The 23,603-nt window shown below is 68.4% G+C and carries 23 protein-coding genes; 9 read left to right on the top strand and 14 right to left on the bottom strand.

The features are described 5' to 3' along the window. Positions 1 to 28: 28 nt before the first annotated feature. Entirely contained in the window at positions 29 to 970 is a 942-nt protein-coding gene (locus ACFVV5_RS09740; protein WP_387242621.1) for a PrsW family intramembrane metalloprotease, read from the top strand. A gap of 211 nt (positions 971 to 1,181) precedes the next feature. Then, positions 1,182 to 1,424 carry a phosphodiester glycosidase family protein gene (locus tag ACFVV5_RS09735; protein ID WP_387242618.1) on the top strand — a complete coding sequence of 81 codons (243 nt, stop codon included), beginning with the start codon at positions 1,182 to 1,184 and terminating at the stop codon, positions 1,422 to 1,424. A 99-nt stretch (positions 1,425 to 1,523) separates the two neighbouring features. Here the strand turns inward: ACFVV5_RS09735 and ACFVV5_RS09730 are convergent, their stop codons facing one another. Together ACFVV5_RS09730 and ACFVV5_RS09725 are read right to left on the bottom strand one after the other, a co-directional pair. Continuing rightward, positions 1,524 to 1,688 (bottom strand): hypothetical protein, encoded by a 165-nt coding sequence (locus ACFVV5_RS09730; RefSeq protein WP_387242615.1) that lies wholly within the window; start codon positions 1,686 to 1,688, stop codon positions 1,524 to 1,526. Between the two features lie 109 nt (positions 1,689 to 1,797). Continuing rightward, a complete protein-coding gene (locus tag ACFVV5_RS09725; RefSeq protein ID WP_387242612.1) occupies positions 1,798 to 2,268 on the bottom strand; it encodes a winged helix-turn-helix transcriptional regulator in 471 nt (156 codons plus the stop codon). Between the two features lie 31 nt (positions 2,269 to 2,299). On the opposite strand from ACFVV5_RS09725, the gene ACFVV5_RS09720 reads away from it, so the two are divergent. After that, positions 2,300 to 3,328 (top strand): hypothetical protein, encoded by a 1,029-nt coding sequence (locus tag ACFVV5_RS09720; RefSeq protein WP_387242609.1) that lies wholly within the window; start codon positions 2,300 to 2,302, stop codon positions 3,326 to 3,328. A gap of 24 nt (positions 3,329 to 3,352) precedes the next feature. Here the strand turns inward: ACFVV5_RS09720 and ACFVV5_RS09715 are convergent, their stop codons facing one another. Continuing rightward, the gene (locus ACFVV5_RS09715) at positions 3,353 to 4,045 is read right to left on the bottom strand and encodes a VOC family protein (RefSeq protein ID WP_387242606.1); all 693 of its coding nucleotides are present in this window, start codon (positions 4,043 to 4,045) and stop codon (positions 3,353 to 3,355) included. Beyond that, the gene (locus ACFVV5_RS09710; RefSeq protein ID WP_387242603.1) at positions 4,042 to 6,903 is read right to left on the bottom strand and encodes an ATP-binding protein; all 2,862 of its coding nucleotides are present in this window, start codon (positions 6,901 to 6,903) and stop codon (positions 4,042 to 4,044) included. Before ACFVV5_RS09710 ends, ACFVV5_RS09715 begins: the two co-directional genes overlap by 4 nt. A gap of 187 nt (positions 6,904 to 7,090) precedes the next feature. On the opposite strand from ACFVV5_RS09710, the gene ACFVV5_RS09705 reads away from it, so the two are divergent. Continuing rightward, positions 7,091 to 8,005 carry an alpha/beta fold hydrolase gene (locus ACFVV5_RS09705; protein ID WP_387242600.1) on the top strand — a complete coding sequence of 305 codons (915 nt, stop codon included), beginning with the start codon at positions 7,091 to 7,093 and terminating at the stop codon, positions 8,003 to 8,005. A 70-nt stretch (positions 8,006 to 8,075) separates the two neighbouring features. Here ACFVV5_RS09705 and ACFVV5_RS09700 read toward each other — a convergent pair whose 3' ends face one another. Both ACFVV5_RS09700 and ACFVV5_RS09695 read right to left on the bottom strand, forming a co-directional pair. Then, positions 8,076 to 9,803: an ABC1 kinase family protein gene (locus ACFVV5_RS09700; RefSeq protein ID WP_387242597.1), complete on the bottom strand. Its 1,728-nt coding sequence runs from the start codon at positions 9,801 to 9,803 to the stop codon at positions 8,076 to 8,078. 5 nt (positions 9,804 to 9,808) lie between these two features. Continuing rightward, on the bottom strand, positions 9,809 to 10,357 hold the full coding sequence (locus tag ACFVV5_RS09695) for a PadR family transcriptional regulator (RefSeq protein ID WP_387242591.1): 549 nt from the start codon (positions 10,355 to 10,357) through the stop codon (positions 9,809 to 9,811). Positions 10,358 to 10,525: 168 nt separating this feature from the next. Here ACFVV5_RS09695 and ACFVV5_RS09690 point away from each other — a divergent pair, with 168 nt between their 5' ends. The 3 genes from ACFVV5_RS09690 (at position 10,526) to ACFVV5_RS09680 (ending at position 12,416) form a co-directional block, all read left to right on the top strand. Then, the gene (locus ACFVV5_RS09690; RefSeq protein WP_387242588.1) at positions 10,526 to 11,056 is read left to right on the top strand and encodes a hypothetical protein; all 531 of its coding nucleotides are present in this window, start codon (positions 10,526 to 10,528) and stop codon (positions 11,054 to 11,056) included. Between the two features lie 20 nt (positions 11,057 to 11,076). Continuing rightward, positions 11,077 to 11,946: an alpha/beta fold hydrolase gene (locus tag ACFVV5_RS09685; protein WP_387242585.1), complete on the top strand. Its 870-nt coding sequence runs from the start codon at positions 11,077 to 11,079 to the stop codon at positions 11,944 to 11,946. 128 nt (positions 11,947 to 12,074) lie between these two features. Continuing rightward, a complete protein-coding gene (locus ACFVV5_RS09680) occupies positions 12,075 to 12,416 on the top strand; it encodes a carboxymuconolactone decarboxylase (RefSeq protein ID WP_387242582.1) in 342 nt (113 codons plus the stop codon). 6 nt (positions 12,417 to 12,422) lie between these two features. On the opposite strand, the gene ACFVV5_RS09675 is transcribed toward ACFVV5_RS09680, so the two are convergent. From ACFVV5_RS09675 to ACFVV5_RS09665, 3 genes are all read right to left on the bottom strand, one after another. Then, on the bottom strand, positions 12,423 to 13,238 hold the full coding sequence (locus ACFVV5_RS09675; RefSeq protein WP_387242579.1) for an MBL fold metallo-hydrolase: 816 nt from the start codon (positions 13,236 to 13,238) through the stop codon (positions 12,423 to 12,425). Between the two features lie 112 nt (positions 13,239 to 13,350). Then, a complete protein-coding gene (locus ACFVV5_RS09670; protein ID WP_387242576.1) occupies positions 13,351 to 15,288 on the bottom strand; it encodes a cellulose binding domain-containing protein in 1,938 nt (645 codons plus the stop codon). A gap of 71 nt (positions 15,289 to 15,359) precedes the next feature. Next, positions 15,360 to 16,682, bottom strand: coding sequence for an amidohydrolase family protein (locus ACFVV5_RS09665; RefSeq protein ID WP_387242572.1), 1,323 nt, complete (start codon positions 16,680 to 16,682; stop codon positions 15,360 to 15,362). Between the two features lie 158 nt (positions 16,683 to 16,840). On the opposite strand from ACFVV5_RS09665, the gene ACFVV5_RS09660 reads away from it, so the two are divergent. Further along, the gene (locus tag ACFVV5_RS09660; RefSeq protein WP_387242569.1) at positions 16,841 to 17,110 is read left to right on the top strand and encodes a hypothetical protein; all 270 of its coding nucleotides are present in this window, start codon (positions 16,841 to 16,843) and stop codon (positions 17,108 to 17,110) included. Between the two features lie 22 nt (positions 17,111 to 17,132). Here ACFVV5_RS09660 and ACFVV5_RS09655 read toward each other — a convergent pair whose 3' ends face one another. Continuing rightward, positions 17,133 to 17,939, bottom strand: coding sequence for an SDR family oxidoreductase (locus ACFVV5_RS09655; protein WP_387242566.1), 807 nt, complete (start codon positions 17,937 to 17,939; stop codon positions 17,133 to 17,135). 77 nt (positions 17,940 to 18,016) lie between these two features. On the opposite strand from ACFVV5_RS09655, the gene ACFVV5_RS09650 reads away from it, so the two are divergent. After that, positions 18,017 to 18,883 carry a sigma-70 family RNA polymerase sigma factor gene (locus ACFVV5_RS09650; RefSeq protein ID WP_387242563.1) on the top strand — a complete coding sequence of 289 codons (867 nt, stop codon included), beginning with the start codon at positions 18,017 to 18,019 and terminating at the stop codon, positions 18,881 to 18,883. Between the two features lie 13 nt (positions 18,884 to 18,896). On the opposite strand, the gene ACFVV5_RS09645 is transcribed toward ACFVV5_RS09650, so the two are convergent. From ACFVV5_RS09645 to ACFVV5_RS09630, 4 genes are all read right to left on the bottom strand, one after another. After that, positions 18,897 to 20,333: a hypothetical protein gene (locus ACFVV5_RS09645; RefSeq protein WP_387242560.1), complete on the bottom strand. Its 1,437-nt coding sequence runs from the start codon at positions 20,331 to 20,333 to the stop codon at positions 18,897 to 18,899. Positions 20,334 to 20,615: 282 nt separating this feature from the next. Further along, positions 20,616 to 21,701 carry an acyltransferase family protein gene (locus tag ACFVV5_RS09640; protein ID WP_387242557.1) on the bottom strand — a complete coding sequence of 362 codons (1,086 nt, stop codon included), beginning with the start codon at positions 21,699 to 21,701 and terminating at the stop codon, positions 20,616 to 20,618. A gap of 127 nt (positions 21,702 to 21,828) precedes the next feature. Next, positions 21,829 to 22,527, bottom strand: a complete 699-nt coding sequence (locus ACFVV5_RS09635) for a cupin domain-containing protein (protein ID WP_387242554.1) — start codon at positions 22,525 to 22,527, stop codon at positions 21,829 to 21,831. Between the two features lie 44 nt (positions 22,528 to 22,571). Beyond that, on the bottom strand, positions 22,572 to 23,588 hold the full coding sequence (locus ACFVV5_RS09630; protein ID WP_387242551.1) for a zinc-binding dehydrogenase: 1,017 nt from the start codon (positions 23,586 to 23,588) through the stop codon (positions 22,572 to 22,574). Between the last annotated feature and the right edge of the window lie 15 nt (positions 23,589 to 23,603).

Raw genomic sequence — 23,603 nt, 5'->3', positions numbered from 1 at the left:
GGCCGCCAGAGGAGAGGAGGAAGACGCGATGTCGATCGACAGCTCGACGGGTGTCTCCGCGACCGGGCCCCAGGATCAGCCTCAGCACCCGCACCATCACCACGGATGGTGGTGGAAGACGCTGCTCTCCGGCCTCGCGCTGTGGATCGTGACGATCATCGTCACCGCCGTCACCCGCAACACGAATCTCGTTCCCACGCTCATCCTCCTCGGCAGCTTCCTCGTGCCGTTCTGCGTCGTGCTCTTCGTCATCGAGCGCGTGACCGGATCGATCAGCACCCTGCAGCTGATCCTCGCGTTCTTCGTCGGAGGCATCTTCGGCGTGCTGGGCGCGTCCCTGCTCGAAGCCAACCTGCACCAGTCCTTCTGGATCTACGGGCTCGTCGGCCTGATCGAGGAGTTCGTGAAAGGGGTGCTCGTCGTCATCATCGGCTGGCGGGTCGTCCCCAAGACCGCGAAGCAGGGTGCGCTGCTCGGCGCCACGATCGGAGCCGGGTTCGCCGCCTTCGAATCGGCGGGCTACGCCTTCAACGCCGCGATCACCGCCCAGGGGATCGACCTCTCGTCGCTGCTGCAGACGGAGGTGGTCCGTGCGATCCTCGCACCGGTCGGTCACGTGCTCTGGACGGCGATCTTCGGAGCCGTGATCTTCGGATGCGCCCACCTTCGCCCCCGCTTCCGCTGGTCGTGGTGGATCCTCCTGGCCTACCTCGGGAGCGCCCTGCTGCACGCGATGTGGGACTCGTCCTCCGAGATCGCCGCATTCTTCGCCCTGCTCCTGAACGGTGAGGCGATGCAGGAGCTGCAGAGCGGCTTCCTCCAGACCCGCACGGCGGACGCGGTCGAGTCCCTCTCCCTCGTCTTCTACATCGTGGGCCTCGTCATCACGTCGGCGGCGGGCATCATCACGCTCTGGCTCGTGCTCCGGCATTTCCGGCGCACCGAGTCGCGGTGGGCGCCAGCGGCCTGACTGTCAGGTTTCACAGACGGGCGACCTCGGGATGTCGCCACCGTTGCGATCGCGGCCGCCGTCACTGCCGGTCTCTCCGCCGGGTCACCACCGGCATCCGCCGCGACCGCTCCGACCTGGATGCCCGCGACCCCGGCCAATTGGTCGACAGTGGTCACGCGGCAGTCGGCCGACCTCGCGCGACGGCGCGCCGCTGGCCAAGCTCGACCCCGTGGCGATCGCCCCGCGCACGGCGGCGGGCACCGACGCGAGCGGCCGGAAGCTGTACCTCGCGGTCGTCGACGGCCGCGGAGGCAGTGTCGGCCTCAGCGTCAGCGAGCTCTCCGACCTGATGCTCACCCTCGGCGCGACCGATGCCGTCAACCTCGACGGCGGCGGCTCCTCCGAGCTCGCGACCCGCACGTCCCGCTCGGCCCCGGTGGCCGTGCGCAACGTCCCGTCGGATGGCACCTAGCGCGCCGTGGCCAATGGAATCGGCGTGTTCCTCAAGCACTGACGAGCACATCTCCGGATGCCGCGTGCGGGCCGATCGGCCCGGGCGCGGCATCCGTCGTCAACCGCCTCTCGGTCGGCCGGCCTCGTCGGCGATCCGGATGATGACCCGCGCTCGAACGGCAGCCCAGTAGGCAGCGGCGACGAAGTCGCCGGCGTCTTCGGCATCGAGCATGCGCTCGGTCACGACCAGCAAGCCCCTGTCCGCGTTTCCCGTCGATGCCACTCGCATCCCCCTGCTCACATAATGAGTTCTTCTCACTATTCGAGAGGATACGCCGGACCGAGCCGCGCCGACGGCCCCCATACGGGTGACGGACACAACAAGAGTGGGTTCAGTCGTCGTCGTGGGCGGAGGCGACCGAGAACTCGCCGGATTTGACCGGCCTGCCGCATGCTTCGCACCGAACTTCGGCCACGAAGACGTTCCCGCACACATCGTGAATGAACTCGACGGGTGGGACATCGTCCGTGCGGTAGGTATCACCCCAGCGCTTGAGCACCAGGATGACCAGGCCGAGATCCTTGCCCTTCTGCGTCAGCTCGTATCCGGCCGGTGCGCCGTCCTGTGCCGGCTTCGGTCGAACGATGCCCGACTCGGTCAGCTTCTTCAACCGGGCGGAGAGCACATCTCGCGGCGCCCCGACCGATCGAAGGATCTCGGTGTAGCGCGAAGCGCCGAAGGCCAGCGCGCGGACGATGTGCAGGGACCACCGGTCATTGATGGCGTCGAGCGCGACGGCGAGCGAATCTTTTCTCGGTTTGTTTTTCAAACCGTCAGGTGTATCCTTGTCTAAGTTTGACATTCAAACCATACTAGTCGAGAAAAGTGCGATCATGTCATCTCTCCAATCAGCTCGTGGCGGGAACAGGGCCCCCAAGACGCAGCACAAAGCCTGGATCACCCTCGTCGTGACCGGCCTCGTCCTCGGTGCAGCGTTCATCGCCGTCTATGTGGGGCTCCAGCGCAGCCCCGAGCCCCTCCACCTCCCGATCGCCATCGCGGGCGAGCAGCTCGCGTCGGCTGCCGAGCACGATCTCGGCGGCAAAGCGGCCGTGACGGAAGTCCCGTCGCTCGCAGAAGGCGCGAAGCTGGTCCGCGACGGCGACGCCGTCGCCGCAGCCGGTCTGAGCGCACCGACCACGCTGCAGGTCGACTACGCCGGTGCCAAGGGCCTCAGCGAGAGCGCCGCGGCGCGAGGACTCCTGCAGGGGGTCGCCGATCACGCCGGCCTCACCGTGAGCGAGCAGGACCTGGTCCCGTTGGTGAAGTACGACGGCCGTGGCCTCTCCGCGTTCTACGTGGTGTTCGGCGTGACACTGTCCTCGTTCGTGCTCGCGCAGGGGCTGACCGCAGCAGCCGGGAAGATCCGGTTGCGGCACCGCCTGTACGCGATCGGCGGTTTCGCCGTCGTGATCGGCCTCGTCGCCGCCACCATCGCCGGCCCGCTTCTCGGAGCGCTCACGGCCCCCTGGCCGGCTCTCGCCCTGACTCTTTCGCTCATGTCGGCTGCCGTCGCCTTCACGACCAAAGCCCTCGGTGCCTGGCTGGGCGGCCCCGGTATCAGTCTGGCGGTGCTGTCTCTGACCACCGTCGGCAATGCCGTGAGCGGGGCGACGATCGGCTACGACATCCTGCCGTCGTGGGCTCAGGCGATCTCGGCCGTGCTCCCTCCGGGAGCGGCGTACCGCGCCGTCAACCACTTCGGCTACTACAACGGTTCGACCGCGTGGTCCTCTCTCGTGGTGCTCGCGATCTGGGCGGCAGCGGGCTTCGGGCTGGTTCTGCTCCGACCCGCGACCCGGGCACGGAAGACCCGGTCGATTCCGGCGCAGCCGGAGCCCGCTACGGTGTCCGTCGCCTGACTGCCGGCGGGATCGCTCGTCTGATCAGCTCGCCGGGACGACGACGCGCTTGACCTCGGCCATGTACCGGTTCGCCTCCGCCGAGGCCGCATCCGGTGTTGCGCCGTTCTGCCGAGCGTCGAAGTACGCGGCGTACCAGTCCCACCAGTTGTGCGCGGGCGCCACCGACTCGAACGAGCCATGGCGCAGCGACGTCTCCAGCAGGAGATCGGCGAGACCCTGCACATCAGTCAAGGCGACACGTCCCGGCAGCCGGTTCGTGACCTCCTGCAGCAGCCACGAGTTGCCGTCCGGGTCGGTGAACGATGCGAAGCTTCCGTAGGAGGCCCGCTTCGGATCGACTCCGGGCTTGTGGCCCTCGCTGCCCAGTCCTCGACCGTGCCAGATCTCGCTCACATTCGCACCGTGGCTGATCAGGTCGGCACGCGCCGCTTCGACGTCGTCCACGATCAGGTACAGACCCTGCGACGAACCCGGCTCGGCCGTCGACGTTCCGAGGCCGAACTGGATCGAGGTGGGTGACCCGGGCGGAGTGAACTGCACGATGCGGAAGTGCTCGTCGATCGGGAAGTCGGCGTCGAGCCGCCAGCGCAACCCCTCGTAGAAGGCCTTTGCCCGGTCGACATCCGCCACCGGCAGCACCACCACCTCGAACCTCAGGGGAACCGCCCCCGAGGTGGACTGCCCAGCATCCGCGCTTTCTCGTGTATCGGTCATGATCGTGTCTCCTTGTGATTTGTTCGCGTTTGTCTCAGGTCGATCGGTGAGCGGGGATCGGCCCACCCCAGCCCGGGCCCGCTCGGCGCAACCGCTGTCGCTCGCAGCCCCCTGCGCGAGGTGACGCCGAGCTTGGTGAAGACCTTGCCGAGATGCCACTCGACGGTCCTCGGGCTGATGAAGAGCTGGGCCCCGATCTCCGGGTTGCTCCGGCCCTCGGCGGCGAGGCGTGCGATGAGCGTCTCCTGCGCGGTCAGATCGTTCGTGGTGTCCACGGAGCGGGCGCGCACGGTCTCACCGGTCGCCGCCAGCTCGTGCCGGGTGCGTTCCGCGAAACCCTCCATGCCCGCGTCCCGGAAGAACTCGTGCGCCCGCCGCAACTGTTCGCGTGCATCCGTGCGTCGACCGCTCCGGCGCAGCCATTCGCCGTAGAGCAGCTGCGTGCGCGCCAGCGCCATCCGGATCTGCGTGCGGCTCAGGCGCTCGATCGACTCCTGGTACGAGGCCTCGGCCAGCTCGTCGCCGCCGAGCAGGGCATGGCACCGAGCCAGGATGCCGAGCAACCAGTCGGTGCCGCCGGCGCGGGCGATCTCCTCCAGCCGGTCGAGCGCGGGAGCTCCGCGATCCGCCTGGCCGCTGCGGACCGCCGCCTCGATCAGCTCCGGGTAGACCCAGGTCGACAGGCCCAGTTCGAACGGATGCTCGGCAGCGTTCTCGGCCACGACGAGAGCCTCGTCGTACCGTCCGAAGCTGTTCAGGAAGACGGCGCTGGTCAATTCCGTCCCCATCAGGAAGAGCCCCTCGCCGCGCGCAGAGACGTCGTTGCGGCTGGCCTCGATCAGCGCGCGCGCCTCGCCCTCGCTGCCGCCCCAGGCGGCGCGCAGGAACGCGATGTGCGGGCTCAGAGCGGTGCCAGTGGCCGCGGTCACGGCATCCGCCTCCGCGGCGAGGGCTAGCGCAGCCGCCAGATCCCCCCGGAAGAGCTCGACGCTGAAACGCTCGGTGAGGGCGATGGGCAGCATGGCGAGCGCCCCGGTCCGTCGCGCGAGCCGGACCTGTCGATCGGTGAGCTCGAGCCAGCTGACGTCGTCGCCCAACGCACGCGCCGCTCGCGACGCCGGCCAGAGCCACCGGAGCGCGTCCTCGTCGCTGATCCGGTCGCTCCGCAGGGCGTCGAGTGCGCGGCGGAGCAGCGGGACTCCCGTGGCGTAGCCGTTCGTGACGAGCATGGCGAGCCCGTCGAGCAGCAGTTCGCAGGCAGACGGAAGCATCCTCCCCGCGTCGCCCCAGTGCGCATCGAGGATCGCGCTCGCCACGTCGTCCAGCGCACTGCCGCCACCGGCCAGCCGTCCGGCGAACAGGGCAGCCGTGAAGGCGTCCAGGTACGTCTCACGTGCCACGGCCGCGTCCAGTGGCTCGAACCTCTTCGCCGCGCTGAGCAGCAGCGACGGGGCACCCCGCCCGCGCGTGGACGCGAAGGCGAGCTGAGCTCCGAGCAGTTGCGCTCGCGCGTCGTCGAGGTCGCTGAGCGGTCCGGCCGAGGCGATCGCGAGCATGGTGTGCGCAGCGTCGGTGGCTCCGGCCTGCAGCCGGGCGTCGGCTGCCGCGAGCGCCCGTCGAGCGCGCTCTCCGGGATCCGGAGTCAATTCCATCGAGCGCGTCAGGAACGCCGCCGACGCCGCCCAGCCGCCGCGCGCCTGCGCACGCGCGGCCGAGACCTCGAGCTCGGCGGCGATGCCGTCGTCCAGACCGTCGGCGGCCTCCGCCCGGTGCCACGCCAGGTAGTCCGGATCGGTGTCGCGGATCATCGCCTCGGCAAGGACCTGGTGCGCTCTCCGGCGATCCCGTTCGGAGGCAGCACGATAGACCGCCGACCGCATCAGGGGATGACGGAAACGGACGTGCGCTCCGAGTTCGAGAAGGCCTGCCTCCTGAGCGGGCACGACCGCATCGGCCGCGATGCCGAGCCGTTCGGCGGCCCGCCACAGCAACGTCACGTCGCCGGACGGTTCGGCGGCCGCGATCAGCATCAGCCGGCGGGTCGGTGCGGGCAGCTGATCCAGGCGGCGGGTGAAGCCCCGTTCGATCCGGCCGGTGAGCGCAGCGTGGTCGACAGAGCCGATTCCGAAGGAGAGCTCCGCAGCGTCCAGGTCGCGGGGAAGTTCGAGGAGGGCCAGCGGGTTCCCGCGCGCCTCGGCGACGATCCGGCTGCGCACACGGTCATCCAGCGGCCCCACGATCGCCGAGTCGAGCAGGGCGGCGGCATCGGCGTCGGCGAGACCACGCACGACGAGTGCTGGCAGAGCATCGAACGCGTCACCCGCCTCGTCCGACTCGAGCGCAGCTCGCACCGCGAAGACCATCCCGATCCGCTCCGCGGCGAGGCGCCGGGCGACGAACGTCAACGTCTGCGCCGAGGCGGTGTCGATCCATTGGGCATCGTCGAGGACGCAGAGGAGGGGCGTCGTCTCGGCCGCCTCCGCGAACAGCCCCAGCACGGCGAGCCCGACGAGGAACCGATCCGGTGGCTCTCCGGTCCGTGAGCCGAACGCCGTCCCGAGCGCCTGCCGCTGAGGCTCCGGAAGCCGGGCGATGCCCTCCAGGAACGGAGCGCACAGTTGCTGGAGGACCGCATACGGGAGCTCGACCTCCGACTCCACGCCGGTCGCCCGCACGATGACGAAGCGGTCCGCACCCTGCACGAGGTAGCTCAGCAGGGCGGTCTTGCCGACGCCTGCCTCACCTCGGAGCACCAGCACCTCGCTGTGGCCCGAGACCACGCTCGCCAGGAGCCGGTCCAGTTCTTCGCACTCGCCGCGCCTGCCCCGCAGTGCACGGTTCTCTTCATGACTCGTCATGGGCACCCACCGCCTGCTCCGAGATTAGGGATCGTCGACTCCTCTGGCAAGGGTGCCCTCGTGCGCGCGCGTCCCTGGGCACGGGGTACCCCCGGGCGCAGACCCGGGCATCTCCCGGGCGCGACGGGGCGGCGTGAGGTTCAGGATCTTTTCCATCAGCAACGAGATCTCTTGAAAGGGGATTGAAATGAACACCACAGCCACCACCGCTACCACCGCACTCACCAGCCCGACGGTCGGCGTCGGAACCGCCCTCCGTGAGGGCTTCGCCGATGTCGGCGACGTGACGCTGCACTACGTCGAGGCCGGCGAAGGCCCGCTCGTCGTCCTGCTGCACGGCTTCCCGGCCTTCTGGTACAGCTGGAACGAGCAGATCGCACCGCTGGTGCGCGCGGGCTTCCGCGTCGTCGCTCCGGACCTCCGCGGCTACAACCTCTCGTCCAAGCCTGGTGAGTTCACCGACTACACCGCCGACAAGCCGGCTGCGGACATCCGGGGTCTCATCACCGCGCTCGGGAGCGAGTCCGCAACAGTGGTCGGTCACGACTGGGGCGGCTCGGTCGCGTGGACGCTCGCGATGAACTCCCCGGAGGTCGTCGACCGCCTCGTCATCCTGAACGCAGCGCACCCGCGCAAGCTGAACGAAGGACTCAAGAGCCCGCGTCAGCTGCTGCGGAGCTGGTACTTCTTCTACTTCCAGCTCAAGGGATCGCCCGAGCGTCGGGCAGCCCGCGACAACTGGAAGTTCTTCACGGGCTTCCTTCGGGATGCGCACCCGGCGTACACGCAGCAGGAGCTGGACCAGTACACCCAGGCGTGGTCCCAGCCCGGGGCGGCCAAAGGGATGATCGACTACTACCGTGCGGCAGTGCGGCTGGGGTCGAAGCAGAAGGTCCTCCCGATCACTGCGCCGACCCTCGTCATCTGGGGCCAGGACGACCGCTACCTCGGCGCGAACCTCGCCGAGCCGCACACGGAGGACGTGCCCAACCTGGTCTCCGTGGAGCGCCTGGAGAACGCGTCGCACTGGGTGCACCACGACGAGGCCGAGCGAGTGAACGAACTGCTCGTCGACTTCCTCGCCCCCGTCCGCGGGAACTGATCGGCAGCGACGACCGAGACGACCGGAGTCACCACCTGGTGACCCCGGTCGTTTCGTCTGTGCTGCGCACTCAGCGGCCGCGGCGACCGGCGAACAGCGTGTACAGCAGTGGCACGACCGACGCGACCATCAGCACTGTTCCGAGGACCACGTCGTCCGCGCGGAGCAGCACACCGGCGATGAGCAGGCCGCCGAAGACGACCGCCGCGATCAGTCGCCGTGACGTGCGCTCCAACCGTGACACCCGTTGCTCGAGGCGCGGGGTCGTCACCGCCACCGTGCCGTCCTCGATCCGGGTGATGAGCGCATCCAGCCGCTTCGGCAGCCGCCAGGCGAGACCGGCGACCTCCAGAGCCTGCTTCGCGAGGTCCTGCACCAGGTTGCCGCGCTCGTCGCGCAGCAGCTGAGCCGCATACGGCTCGACCGAGTCCCAGAGGTTGAACTCGGGGTCCAGCGCACTGCACACCCCCGACGTGAGCGACATCGCCCGGATGATCAGCAGGAAGTTCTCCGGCAGCTGGAACGGCAGCGAGCGCACCACTTCACCGAACTGCACCGCGAAGTCGCGGAACTCACGCGGATCCACTTCGCGAAGCTGAGCGAAGCCCATGCCGCCGAACCGGGCGAAGAGCTGCGTCATCGCCTGCTCGAGCTCCGTCGTCTCCGCCGTCGGAAGCAGCACGCCCACCTCGCGCATCGCGTTCACGAGGCCCTTGCCGTCACGCGAAGCGGCCGCGATCAGCAGCTTGCGCAGACCGCTGCGCGTGCTGGAGTGCACCTCGCCCATCATGCCGAAATCGATGAAGGTCAGCTTCCACGGTCTCTCGCCGGGCCCGGCCGCACGGTCGGATCCATCGGCGACCGGCGTGACGAAGATGTTGCCCGGATGCGGATCGGCGTGGAAGAAGCCCTGCGTGAACAGCTGGTCGAACATGACCGCCGCGAAGACCGGCGCCACCTCGACCGGGTCGATGCCCGCGGCGCGCAGCCCATCCCCATCGGTGATCTTGATGGCCGTCACGTCTTCGAGCGTGAGAACGCGCCGGGTCGTGCGCTCCCAGACGACGGCGGGCACGGCCACCCGGTCGTCGCCGTCGAACTCCTCCGCGAAACGCTCGGCGCTCGCGGCCTCGTGCAGATAGTCGATCTCCTCGAGGCTCGTGCGCGCGAACTCCTCGACGAGCGCGGGAGCGTTGACGCGGTCGGACACGAGTCGCACGTGGCTGAGCCACCGGCCCACCCGGCGGAGCGCCGCCAGATCCACATCGACGATCGCGTCGATGCCCGGCCGCTGCACCTTGATCACGACCACGGTCAGCCCGGTGTCCTCCGCATCGACCGGGGCGAGGCGGGCTCGATGCGCCTGACCGAGGGATGCCGCTGCGACCGGCGACTCGTCGACCATCGAGAACGCGCGCTCCAGTGGCACGCCCAGCTCCGCCTCCGCGAGCTCGCGGATCGCCGCGAACGGCACGGGAGGCACTTCGTCCTGCAGCCCTTCGAGCTCGGTCGTGATCTCCGGCGGGAGCACGTCGAGCCGGGACGACATGAACTGGCCGACCTTGATCATCAGGCCGCCGAGTTCCACCGCGAGCACATGGAAGCGCTGGGCGAAGCGCCGCATCCGCTTCGACCGGCTGCGCTCGGCGACCTTCGCGAGGCCGATGCGCGGAAGGAACAGCTCGTACCACCAGGTGACGGCGAGGTTCCAGCCGGCGAATCGCAGGATGCGGCGGTAGCGGGCGCGAATCGCTCCCGCGTCGGGCGAAGCTCCTCGACCCCGACGTGCCGACGCCACCCGCGTCAGTCCTGAGCGAGGATCGAGTAGAGCCGGCGACGCGCCTCGTCGAGCACCTCAGCCGCCTCCCGGATCTGCTCCTCCGTGCCCGTGCGGCGCACCTGGGCCGCGGCCTGCGCCAGCTCGAAACCCGCCTTGGGCAGGGGACCGAAGGGTGCGTCGCCGCTCGTGCCGCTCGAGGTCTCCCACGGAACAGACGTGTCGGCGCCGGCTGCTTCTTCGCGACCGGCTTCGGTCAGGGAGTACGTCTTTCGACCGTTCGACTCCTCGGTGCTGACGAGCCCTTCGTCAGCCAGCAGCTGCAGCGTCGGGTAGACGGAGCCGGCGCTCGGCTTCCAGCTGCCGCCGCTGCGTTCCTCGATCTCGCGAATGATCTGGTAGCCGTGCATCGGCTTCTCGGCGAGGAGCGCGAGTACCGCTGCGCGCACATCGCCCCGCCCCATCCGCGGCGCCACGCGCTTCTCGAACGTCGAGCGCAACTGCTCGAACGCCTGCCACACGCCTTCGACCGGATTGCCGGCGCCGTATCCGCCGGCCGGGAATGAACCGCCCATGATGACCTCCTGGAGTGAATCGTCAACGATACTCAACGATATATCGTTAACGAGCCAAGCGATAGGGATTCGGGTCACCCTCTCCTACTTTCGCCGAGAAGTGGTAGGACTTCGGTTAGACCGGCTTCGTTCAGTCGGCGCAGCGCCACAACGACGAGGAGAGAATTCATGAGTGCACGGATCACCCCGGTAGGCGCGGTCGCTCGGGGGGCGGTCGCGGGCCTGATCGGCACCCTGGCCATGGACGTCTGGCTTTATGCGCAATACCGGCGAGGACACGGAACCGAACGATTCCCGGAGTGGGAGTTCTCGTCGGACGTCACGGACTGGGACAATGCTCCCGCACCCGCGCAGGTCGGCCGACGCATCGTCGAGGGACTCTTCGAAGTCGAACTCCCCGACTCCCGCGCCGCCCTCACCAACAACGTCATGCACTGGGGATACTCGGTCTCGGCAGCCGTGGCCTACGGGATGATCGCCGCGTCGCTCCGCAAGCCACGCGTCGGCTACGGGCTCATCTTCGGCGCCGGCATGTGGGGCGCCAGCTACGCCATCCTGACCCCGATGCACCTGTACAAGCGCATCACCGAATACGACGCCAAGACGCTCGGGAAGGACCTTGCCGCGCACCTCGTCTACGGAATGGCCACCGCGGCCGCCTTCTCTCTGCTGATCTCCCGCCGAAGCAGCCGTCGATGACGCAGAGGGACGGATCAGCCATGGAAACGCACAGCATCGACACGGCCGGCGCGACGATCGTGTACGACGTCGCCGACGCGCAGAACGACGCGGCCGAGCATCCCCCGCTCGTCATGATCGGCCAGCCGATGGACGCGAGCGGCTTCCGGGCGCTCGCGTCGTACCTGCCCGACCGCGTCGTCGTCACCTACGACCCCCGCGGCCTGGGGCGGAGCGAGCGCAGCGACGGCGAAGTCACCAACACGCCGATCGTGCAGGCCGAGGATGTGCACGCGGTCATCGCCGCCCTCGGCGCCGGGCCGGTGGACCTGTTCGCGAGCAGCGGCGGAGCGGTGACCGCGCTGGCGCTCGTGACCGCCCACCCCGGCGACGTGCGGATCCTCGTCGCGCATGAGCCGCCGCTGACCGGTGTCCTCCCCGACGCCGAAGCCGCCGAGCGTGCACTGTCGGCCGTCCGTGACGCGTACAACACCCGCGGCTTCGGAGCAGGCATGGCCGCATTCATCATGATGACGTCGTGGCGCGGAGAGTTCACCGACGACTACTTCGCACTGCCTGCACCCGATCCCGCGATGTTCGGGATGCCCGGCGACGACGACGGTTCACGCGACGATGCGCTGCTCTCCGCACGCTCGTACGCTGTCACCGACTATCAGCTCGACGTGGATGCCCTCACGGCCGCGCCGACCCGCATCGTGATCGGAGTCGGCGAAGAGTCGCACGGGATCTTCACCGGCCGAGCCGCCGTCGCCGTCGCCGAGCTGCTCGAAAGGGAGGCGGTCGTGTTCCCGAGTCACCATGGCGGCTTCGCCGCCGAGGACTCCGGCTACCCCGGCCGGCCCGAGGCGTTCGCCCGCCGCCTCCGCGACGTTCTCGACGAGGGCGTCTGAGCCGGCCCCGACGACCGGCGGGCGTCATATCACCCCTTCCGAATGACGAGATGCCTTCGTTTTCGGTCTGGAATGGTCGAGCGGCAACTCTGCAGCGCAATCGAAGCACTCAACCGAAGGGCACGCACATGACCGACGCCACCAACGACACCCCGGTGCTCGACCTCCTCGCCCGTATGACGGCGGACTCGTTCGAAGCATCCACTCTCTCCCCCGAGACCCTGTTCCTCGTGCGGGTCGCCGCTCTGGTCGCGGTCGACGCTCCCCCGGTCTCCTACGCACTGAACCTCACGGCCGGCGGTGCGGTCGGTCTCGATCCCGAGGACCTCCGAGGCGTCCTCACCGCAATCGCGCCCATCGTCGGCACCGCTCGCGTCGCGGCGGCAACCGGCAATATCGTCACGGCGCTCGCGGCCGAGATCGAGATCGCGGCGCTCGAGGACGAGCTCGATGACGAGCTCGATGACTGACCCTCGCTAGTCGAGGTTCACGTCGGGCTCATTCCGCTGGGCCAGGCGCTGCACTTGCATGTCGTGCACGGTGCTCACCCATTCCCAGCCGGGCTTCGCCGACGGGCCGAGCCGCGGGTCGGCGGGATCGTCGCCGTTCCGCACGGCGTGCAGGTAGGCCCGATCCTGGGCGATCCGCGCGTGCACCTGATCGCGCCCGTCGACGGACCCGTGGCCGGGGATGAGGATCTCGACGCCGTCGGTCACACCCTCGATCAGTCGCAGCGCGCCGAGGTAGTCCTCGATCGGGTCGCCGGTGTCATTCAGGTCGAGCATCGGGATCAAGACATCCGACAGCATGTCGCCGGCGACGAGAACCCCGCGTTCCTCGATCAGGAGCGCGGCATGGCCGGGGGCGTGCGCTCGGTGCTCGATGATCCGCACCTCCGGGCCGTCCCACGGAATCCGCGCTGTGCCGGCCGGCAGGCCCGTGACGAGGCCGAGCAGCTCCAGCGACACCTCGTCGGGAATGCCGAACCTCTCGCGATCGATACCGTTCGCCAGGCGATCTCGAACGGTGGCCGCGCAACGCGCCGTGCTGAACCGCGGTGCTGTGCCGAGCTCGGCGTGCCACAGCAGATGATCCCAATGCGGATGCGTCGAGAAGGCGGCCACGACGGTCTGGCCCGAACCGGACAGATCCTTCGCGAGACACACCATCTCGTCCTCGTGGATGCCCGGGTCGACGAGCAAGACGCCGTCGTCGCCCTGCACGACGACGGCGTTGCTCTGGCAGAACTCGCTCTCATGGATCAGCACGCCCTCTGCGACCTGCCTCAACACGGGCCGACCGTCCTCAGCTCGCGAACGACGTAGCGCACGGTGACCTCCATCGGCTCGTGGTGATTCGTCCCCTGAATAGTACGAGAACCGGTGAGCCGCGGCGAGAGCGGGGTTACTTGTTGGTTGCGGCCACGAACGCCTGGGAGAACGACCACTGCGGGTTGCTGACGCCGGAGCACATGTACGCCGCGATGCCGCCGGTGCACGGCTGGTCGCGGGTGAGCTCCCACCAGCCGAGACCTGCGAGACCGTTGGTCTTCGCGAATGCCCCGACGGTGGTGGCGTCGGCGAGTGTGAAGATCTCGCCGGTGTCGTTCAGACCGGGCATCGGCGTCACCGAGACGAGTCCGAGGCGCTGCGCGTCGGTCCAGCCCGCGTACGCGGTCAACGATTTCAGCTGAGCAGCGGTGGACCTGGCTGCGTCGATCGCGGCCTGCCCCATGTTCGTCACTCCGGTTCCGTAGTCCATCGCCATGACGTTGACCGCAGCCACCTGCACACCTGCGGCGTTGAACTCGCGGATGGTGCGGAGGCCGTTGTCCAGCAGACCGTACGGCATGACCGGGAGGGTCAGGGTCACATCGAGCTTCTTCCCGGCGGCCGCGCGGGCTTTCTGCAAGGCGGCGACCGCGGTGGCGCGACGGACGTTCGACGCCGAGTCGGACACGTCGGCGCCCTCGATGTCGAAGTCCACCCTGTCGATGCCGAAGCGGTCGACGACCGCGGTGTAGTCGGCGAGCAGCGTCGTCGGATCCGTGCAGACGCGGGCGAGCTCGTTGTTCACGGCACCCCCGAACGAAACGGTGACCTTCCCACCCCTGGCCTGGAACGCTGCGATGTTCGCTTGGAAGTCCTGACTGCCGCCAACGGCATAGGCGGTGTAGCCGGCCCACGTCGGGCTGCAGGCGCTGGTGCGGTCGGCGACGATGAACGCGGTGGTCACGGCGTTCACGCCCGTCTTCGATGCGAAGCTGGACAGGTCGGCCGTCGGCCACAGGCCCATGTCGACATACGGCGACACGGACAGGGCGCCCGGGTTCGACGGGGTCACCGGCGTGCCGGGGTCGGTCGGCGGGGTGGTGCCGGGGTCCGGGCTGGTCACGGCTCCCCCGTTCACCGCGCACGGAATGTCGGCGCCGATCACGGAACAGCTGGTCGGGTACTGGCCGGATCCGGCGACCTTGTTCGAGGTGAGGCCGAAGCTCGCCTTCGCCCCGACGGCGAGTGTCGCGGCGTACGACGGGGCTGTGACGATGAATCCGCCGGCGGTGTTCGAGACGGTGCCGTCCCAGAGGCTGACCACCGTGTTGTCGTACCCGAACCTGATCTTCCACGGGCTGAGCTTCGTCGACGAGTCGTTGACGACGTCGACGGCGGACTGGAAGCCCGCTGTCCACGACGAGGTGTTCGTCCATGTGACGGCCAGACCCTTGGCGTCACCGGATGGCGTCGGGGTCGGCGTGGGCGTCGGGGTGGGCGTCGGCGTCGGCGCCGGGGTGGGCGTCGGGGTCGGGGTCGGCGTGGGGGTGGGCGTCGGCGTCGGCGTCGGCGTCGGCGTCGGGGTGACCGGCGGCGTCGTCGGGCCCGTCGCAGGCGCGCCATTGATCGAGCACGGGATGCTCGCCCCGGCCGGCAGACCGACGATGGTGCATCCGGTCGGGATCAGCGGCGAGGAGCCGACCTTCGTGGCGGTCAGTCCGAAGTTCAGCTTTGCGCCGGTCGCGATCGATGTCGCCCAGCTGGGCCCGGTGACCGTCAGGGTTCCCGCCTCGGACGGCACCTGCACAGCGGACCAGATGCTGACGAGCGTGTGCGGGAACACGAACTTCACCTGCCACGGGTTCAGCTTCGTGCTCGAGTGGTTCGTGACGTCGACCGATGACTGGAAGCCCGTCGTCCACGTGTTGGTGTTCGCCCAGGTGATGTCGACGCGGTCGGTGGAGGCGGTCGCGGGGCCCGCCACCAGCGCTCCCCCGCCGAAGAGGGCGGCGGTCAGCGCGGCGACTGCTATCGCAACTCGCTTCCGGCGCCGGAGTGATGCAACTGTCACGAGATGGTGCTCCTTCGCTTGACGGCGGAGAGATCCGGCACTGTTTACTATCGGCAGCTGCGGCGGCGCCGTCAGCTGCCCTTCCTCGGAGAGAAGGTGGACCTCCTCTCGCGAACGGCCGCCACGACCTTCGCGACCTGCGCGTCGAAAGCGTCGAGCTGTTCGGCCTCGGCGGCGCTCGCGACGAAGGCGCGTCGATCGCAGGCGACTCCTGCACGCCACACCCGCTCGATCGCGCGTGTCGCGGTGATGTCCGTCAGCGGGTCACCGGACACGAGGACCAGGTCCGCGCGTCGCCCGACCGCGACCCGTCCTCGGTCGACGAGACCGAACACGCGTGCCGGTTCGGTCGTTGCGGCGGCCAGAGCCTGGGCCGGGCTGATGCCGCAGCGGACGAGGAGCTCCAGCTCCCGGTGCAGGCTGGCTCCGAACACGGTTCCCGGGTTCGGTGCGTCGGTGCCCGCCAGCAGAGCGACCCCCGCATCGGCCAGTCGCCGCACGGCGCGCTCGGCCCGTGAGTAGGGCGGCAGCTCGCGGCCGGGCAATCCCGCGACACCCGAGATCAAGCGGCGCACCCAGGCGTCCCCGAGCGCCTCAGCGAGCCGCGGGTCCCCCGCCACGGCTGCTCCCCCCGGTTCGCCGAGGGTGTTCTCGATGGTGGCCAGCGTCGGACCGACCGCGATTCCGGCGTCGGCGATGCGTTCGACCAGGGCGTCGTCCAGCTCGGCATCAACGGGGACGTGGGCGACCACGTCGACACCGGCGGAGACGACCTCCTCGAGACCGGGCGTCGAGCTCACGTGCGCGACGACCACCAGGCCGCGAGCGTGCGCCGCGTCGACCAGTGCCGTGATGGTCCGGGCGTCGAGCGACGGCCACAGCCCCCCGGTGCCGGAGAAAACCTTCAGATAATCCGAGCCCTCCGCGATCCGGTCCGCGACGAACTGCTCGGCCTGATCGGCGGCGATCACCGTGGGAAACGGGGCGTACATCACCGACGGATGCCCGCCGGGTGCGGTCGCGCCGACACCCGAGGACCGCACATCGGCCACGTCCGGTCGAGAGGCGGCCTGCTCCCTGGCCGCGGCAACCTGGTCGGGTTTGCTGAACATGTCGAGAACGGTGGTGACGCCGAAGGTCAGCGATTGCGCGAGGGCGCCGGGAACGAGGTGCACGTGCGCATCGATCAGACCGGGAAGCAGCATGCCGCCACCGGCATCGATCACGTCGTCGCCTTCGCGGGCGAGCGAGGCGGCCGAGCACGCGGTTATCAGGCCGCCGGCGACCCGGACAGACGTCCAGTCCTGCAACGTCGTTCCGTCGAAGACCCGCGCGTTCACGATCGTGGTTGTGCCGGCCTGACCGCGCCGCGCCGACACCTGCACCGGTTCCACTCCGCTGATCCCTTCCACGCGGGCCGATAAGCCGACACGCCCGAACACAGTTTCGTCGCTCGAGTGCGTATCCGCACTACGACATACCCAAGGTCAAGGCGGCGAAGCTCGTCGGCGCCTCGACGGCCCTCGCGGCTGCCGGAGGCAAGGTTGCGGCGGTGAGCCTGGTCAAGCTCGTGCCCGGAGTCGGTTCGGTCATCTCGGCGGGTGTCGCCGCCACGATCACGGGCGTACTCGGTGAGAGCTGGCGTGTCACGACCGAGCGAGTGTTCACCGGCAAGCTCGATCTCGACGATGTCGAGCAACTGGCGGACCTCGCCAAGGCGTTCACGAGCAAGATGCGAAGCGGCACCGGTGCCGAGGCGATGCCGGACGTTCCGCCCGTGCAGCCCGCGGTTGAAGCCCCGATCGGCGACGCAGCCCGGTAGCTGCGGTGCCCGCGGGCAGCGGTCACGTGCGAGGCTCCGAGACGTGCCCCTCCGGGCGGCGGCTCAGGGTCGCTCCGTCGTTCACGAACTCGCGCCACGTGCGTTCGCCGCGCTGCTCGTGCTCTCCCGCCAGATTGTCCCCGGCACGGTAAGCACGACCGACACCATCGGGGATACGGATCGGCAGGCCGCGCCGGCACCGCCGACCGATCGCCTCCACATAGGTGTCGGCCAGCTCCCGGATGCTCAACACCTCCGGTCCGGCGATGTCGGCGACCCGGCCTGCCGGAGCACCGAGGGCGAGTTCCGCGAGCCGCGCGGCGACCTCGTCGACGTGGACCGGCTCGAACCGCAGGCCGCCGGGCACCGGAAGCAGCGGGAGCTTCGCCATGCCTCGAACGACCGGGAGCACGAAGCCGTGCAGCTGTGCGGCGCGCAGCACGGTCCACGGAACACCCGATTCGGCGAACGTCCGCTCGGCCTCGGCCTTCCGACGAAAGTAACCGATGGGCATCCGGTCGGCCCCGATCACCGAGATGAGGAGGAGGTGCCGCACGCCCGCAGCCGCCGCGGCCGCAGCGAGGTTCCGGGCGGCGATGTCGTCGCCCTTCGCGCCCCCGGCGAGGTGCAGCACGACGTCCACACCATCGAGCGCATCGGCGAGGCCGCGACCGGTGACCGTGTCGCCTCCGACATGCTGGACACCGGGCTCGTTCACGCCAGGATGGCGGGAGAGGATCCGCACGTCCCGTCCCGCTTCGCGCAGGATGGGCACCACGCGGCTGCCGATGGTCCCGGTTCCCCCGGTCACGAGCAAAGGTGAGTTCATGGTCGTCGTCCTTTCATGTCACATCCGAAGGTGTTCCCTCGTCGACACACCGACGATCGAGACCGAGGAGATGTGACGTGACCGACCCGAGAATTCTTGCCCGGCGCTTCGAGACCGAGCGACCGCGGCTCCGCGCCATCGCTGCACGCCTGCTCGGCTCCACGGCCGACGCCGACGACGCGGTGCAGGAGACCTGGCTGCGCCTTGAGCGTTCCGATGCCGACGGCATCGACAACCTGGAGGCCTGGCTCACCACGGTCGTGTCGCGCGTGTGTCTCGACCTGCTGCGCTCCCCTCGCCGGACGCGCGAGCACTCCTGGCAGGTCGAGCCGTGGCGGGACGAGCCCGTCTCGACCGCGGCAGACCCGGCCGAACTCGCCGCCCAAAGCGATCAGGTGAGCGTGGCCCTGCTGGTCCTGATGGAGACCCTCAGCCCCGCGGAACGGATCGCGTTCGTGCTGCACGACGTCTTCGGTCAGCCGTTCGAGGAGATCGCGACCGTGCTCGATCGGTCCCCGGATGCCGCGCGGCAGCTGGCCTCACGCGCACGTCGGCGGGTGCGCGGGGCCGAGGAGCCCGCACGCCCGGACCGCGAGCGGGGACGGCGCATCGTCGAGGCATGGCTGGCCGCTGCCCGCGAGGGCGATATCGGCGCTCTGCTCGCGCTGCTCGACGACGGCGCCGTTCTCCACGCCGACTACGGCACCTCGACGCAGGTCGTGGAGGGTGCGCGATCCATCGCCGATCAGGCCGTGCTGTCTGGGCGCCTCGCCGCCCATTCGACACCGATCCTCATCGATGGCCGACCCGGTGTCGCCGCCCTGATGCACGAGCACGTCGTGTCGATCATGGCATTCGACATCGTCGGTGACCGGATCGTGGGACTCGAGGTGCTCGCCGACCCGAACCGCCTCACGGCGCTCGGCGTGGATGAGGTGGTGTGACGCACCTCTCGTGTCAGCTCCCCGGCTTCGCTCCGCTCAACGTGCTGTGCAGATCCTGGCCCGTCGCCTTCTGGTAGGCCTTGAAGCTGGAGTAGGTCTGGCCGAGCCAACCGAATGCGACCTTCGTCGTTCCGCTCACGGCGAAGGTGTTGTAGTCGCTGCGATTGTGGCCACTGACCTTGTCGGCGTCGGCTCGGTCCACGGTCCCGAGAAGCGCACCGGCGTCGTTGGTGGCAGTGATGGTGTTGCTCTGGAAGACGTTGTCGTACGCATAGAACTGAACGAGGATCTCCGGCGAGTCGTAGTTCAGCTTGTTGTTGTTGCGCAGGGTGTTGCCGATGAACCTGTTGTCATGGGACCGGCCGGTCACAACGTCGCCGCAGTCGCTCGCGCCGTCGCAGTAGCCGCCGGTGGCGATCCCGACGTACAGGCTGTTGGTGATCGTGTTCGATCGCACCTCGACAAAGTCGGCCGAACCAGGCGCGTTCTCGGCCGCGACCTCGACTCCGATGTCGTTGCCCGTCACCACATTGTTCCGAACGGCGATGTGCGTGCCCCCATCGACATAGATGCCGTCGGCGCAATTGCACCACGTGCCGTCCTCCCAGTACGCGGGGTTGCCCTGCGACCGGATGTAACTCACCCGGTTGCCTGAGATCACCCCGTTCCTCGCACGATTGAGATCGGTGTACCGGTTCGCACCGGAGAGGGTCGGTTCGTAGCCGATCGCGTCGATACCGATGTTGTTGTTGTCATGGATGTCGTTGTTCGAGATCGACCATCCGTCGACGTTCCCGTTCACGACGACACTCTCGCTGGCGCCCAGACTGAGGTGGTCGACCGTGTTGCCGCTGATCGTCAGGTCGGTGATGGAATGTGCGGCGTTGTCGCCGTATGCGGCGATCCCGTGAGCGTTGATGTCGAAGCTGCCGAGCGTCTGGTTGTCGTTGCCGAGATCATGCACATGGTTGCCGCTGATGAGCAGGTGATCGCCCGCGCCATGCACATAGATGCCGATCGGCATCGCGTTCAGTTCCTTCGATCGATAGTCGGTGATGTCCAGACCCGTGAGCGTCACCTGGGAGCTGTTGCTGATGTTCACCATCGCGGATCGACCATCCGCCGGTTTGAACCGTGAGCCGTCGAGGATGACGTGTTCGTGTGGATACGCCTCGACGGTTACTCCGGTCACTCCGGTCAGATCGAGCTTCTGGTAATAACGCCCACCACGGATGTCCACGGTGCCGCCCGCCGGAAGGCGTTTGACGGCTTCTTGCAGGGTGGCGAGCGGTGCGGAGACGGTCCCGGCCGCGTGGTCGTTGCCGTTGACCGCGACGATGAGCGTCTTGGCCGTGGCGACCGCCGAGGTCGGCGCGGCGACCACGACGAGGCCCGCCACGGCAAGAGCGGCGACCGACGACACGAGGGCAGGACGGAGAGTCGACAACATTGTGAATCCCATCTACGAATACCCCGCCTCGAGCAGTCCTCTGGCGACGTGTGCCGGATCCACCGCGATCGGCGGCCGGCTGGGCTCTTCGTAACAGTCGCGAAGCTACCACCCGATTCCACGCAGCGGCACGAACGCGCAATCCGAGTGAGCGTTTGCCTCACCGAGCCGGCGGCTCGCCATCCAGGGTGAAATCTCCTCGAAGCTCGCGGCGGCCGGGTAATCGTGCTCAGTTCACTGACGATGCGCACCCGAGCGAGGGTCTCGACCCTTTGTATCCACTCATACCCGGTCGAGGACCGCGCGTGCCGCCTCCGACGTTCGAGCACGCGACCTCCTCAATCGCATGGCCGGCTTCTCGATCGCGTACCAGCTCAGTGACGCAACCGCCAGCGTGATCGCTGTCGCCGCGATGGCGAAAAGAGGGACACCGATCACGTAGAGGCCGGCCGAGGCCAGCAGCTGCTGCAACGGGAACGCGTAGATGTACGTGCCATAGGAGACGTCATTGCTAAGCCGCAGACGGCGTACCTTGACGCGGGCGCCGATCGTGATCACGAGATAGGCCAGCGGGAGCGCAGCTATGACGCGATAGTCAGGCAGAAGCGAGGCGGCTGCGGTGAGGCCCGCCGCCGAAGCAACGACGGACCAGCGTGCGGGCACCAGATGCTGGAATTGGTAGATGAGCGCACCGGCGGCGAACATCAGACCGAATCGGGCGCCGTTCACCAGGTAGAAGTTGTTGACCGCGCCCATGTCCGCGAGCACCACCCCCATCAGGCATGCAACGAAGATCGCTGGCATCGTGAGGCGCAATCTGATCAGCCTCGTCAGGCCGAGTGCCAGCACCCCCAGGTAGCAGAGGAACTCCCACCAGAGGGTCCACAGTGACCCATTCCACACGCCGGGGTATGGCACGTTCGTGGGCGTGCCGGCGATGCCGACCTCGGTGATCCGCAGCCCGGCGTTCTTCACAACGTAGCTCGCAGCGTCGGCAACGTACGTGTGCGGGAATGCCTGGTGTGAGAGCAGGACACCGAGCGGTGCGATGACAACCGCCGTGACGATCAGGCAAACCCAGAACGCCGGCAGGATGCGGAGGGCTCGCGCCTTGAGGTACGCCCACCACTGCGGTCGTCGCATCCATGACGATACGATCAGGAATCCGGAGATCGCGAAGAACCCGTCCACTCCGCCCTCGCCGAGCAGTTGCGTGACCGCGGGCGCCGGCCGTGGCTGCCCCGTCAGCGGGAACGAATGCCACACGATGACGCTGATGGCGAGAAGAAGGCGGACGGCGTTCAGCGCGTTGAGTTTCGGATTGAAGGTCTCCGCGAGCGTCTGGACGTGGTATTGAGTTTTGCTCATGTTTCGACACTAGACTTCTTTGTCTATTTCGACATACCCGCCTGTCTATTCTGAGCGTCGATGTCGATCAGTCTGGTCTACTCCCGACCTGCTGGTTTTCGGCAGAGCTTCCAGACACGGAAGGCGGCTACACGGCGGGCGCGAGGTCGTAAACGTCGAGGTAGCCGCACATCCCGTGGGCGTGACCATCCGGAGACGAGCGAGTCTCGAGCCGTGCTGCGCTCAGGTGGTCCGGACGGCCCGCCCCCATCGCGGCGAGGAACGAGTCGGTCCGATGGGCAGCGTTGAAGGCGCCGGCCGCCCAGATCCCGCGCCAATCATCGATGCGCGGAGCGACGATGGCACGTGCCGCGGCGTACACGGGTTCGAGCGCGGCCGGGCCGCGTGACTCGACCGCCGCGCACAACGCGGTGAAACCATCGACTGCTCGGGCCTGGCGCTCTCGAACGGCGCTCTCGATCGCATCGGTCGCGACGCCGCGTGCCGAGGGCAAAGTTGCAGCCGCGCGGTACCGATCGCGGTCGTCGAGGACGTCGGCTGGGAAAGTCATGACCGCGTCACCCGCCTCCGGCAGGCCGCTGTTCTGCATCACCACGAGCAGGCGCAGGCCGCCATCGTTGACGAGCCGGTGGATGACACCCGGGTCGAACCAGATGACCGAAGAGGGCGTGAGCAGGGTCTCCTCGAAGCCGTCGGCACTGAGGGTCTGCACGCGGCCGCGACCCTCCAGTACGACATACGCCTCGCTGCAGGCGGTGTGCAGGTGCGGTGTTCCGCCGGCCAGGCCGTCCGGCGCCGTCCAGGGATAGACCTGAAGACGAGACACGCTCGTCCCACCTGGAAACAGAGTGTTCGCCTCTGCGAGCGTCATCACAGTGAACTCCAGTCGATCTCGACGGCGAAGTACTTCTCAGGCTCCTGTGCCAGGCCGGCGAACGCTGCTCCCGCGTCACTCGGGGCCACCACGTGCGAGATGAGCTCCTCGACGTCGAGGATGCCCTCCTGCATGAGCGACAGCAGCACGCGGCGATTCGCCGGCTCGGTCCATTTGTCGAGGGCCGTGGCGACGGTGGGCGCCGTCGAGACGTGAGCGCCGATGAGAGTGAGGCCCTTGAGATGGGCGTCTTCGTACGGGCTGAACCCCTGGACGATTCCGCGGGTGCTACCGAGGAGGACGACGCGACCGCCGCGGGCGGCGAGCTTGAGTGCGGGGACGAACGCCGGGGCCGCACCGGTCGCCTCGATGACGACGTCGAAACCGTCCGGCGCTATCGCGGCCACCTCCGCGTCCGTGATGTCGGCGGACGGATCGAACGCGGCGCTCGCACCGAACGCCAGCGCCTTCTTCCGGCGCTCGGCGACCAGGTCGAAAGAAACGACAGGATGTCCACCGCTCAAGCGCGCGAGCCGGGAGGCCAGGAGCCCCACGAGGCCGGCGCCGACGACCGCGACCCTCTCACCGAGTTGGATTTCGGCTTTGCGCACTCCGTTCAGCGCGATGCACGCCAACTGGCTGAACGCCGCAGCTCGGTCGCTCACGCCCTCGGGAATGTGTGTGATGCGGGCGAGTCGCTCGGGACGTCCCTCGACCGCCATCGACGCGTGAGGAAGCGGACCGGTTACACGGTCGCCGGGCGCGAAACGTTCGACGCCGTCACCGACCGCGATCACCTCACCGGCGAAGGAGTAGCCCGGATAGTACGGATCGGTGCGCTCCGGCGGCCGCTCCGTCGTGAGGCCCAGATAATTGGCCACCTCGGTTCCTGCGCTGACCATCGTCACGCCGGCTCTCACCAGGATGCTCCCGGGCGGCGGCTCATCGGGAAGGTCGAATCGCTCGAGTTCCATCTCGCCGATCCGCGGCGAGACGAGACGGTGTGCTTGCACGGGTGTCACTCCTTC

This window comes from Leifsonia sp. NPDC058248 (genome assembly GCF_042881905.1).
Classification (GTDB): domain Bacteria; phylum Actinomycetota; class Actinomycetes; order Actinomycetales; family Microbacteriaceae; genus Leifsonia.
Note: the sequence above shows the minus strand (reverse complement) of the source record. Positions and strands in the feature narration are given on the sequence as shown.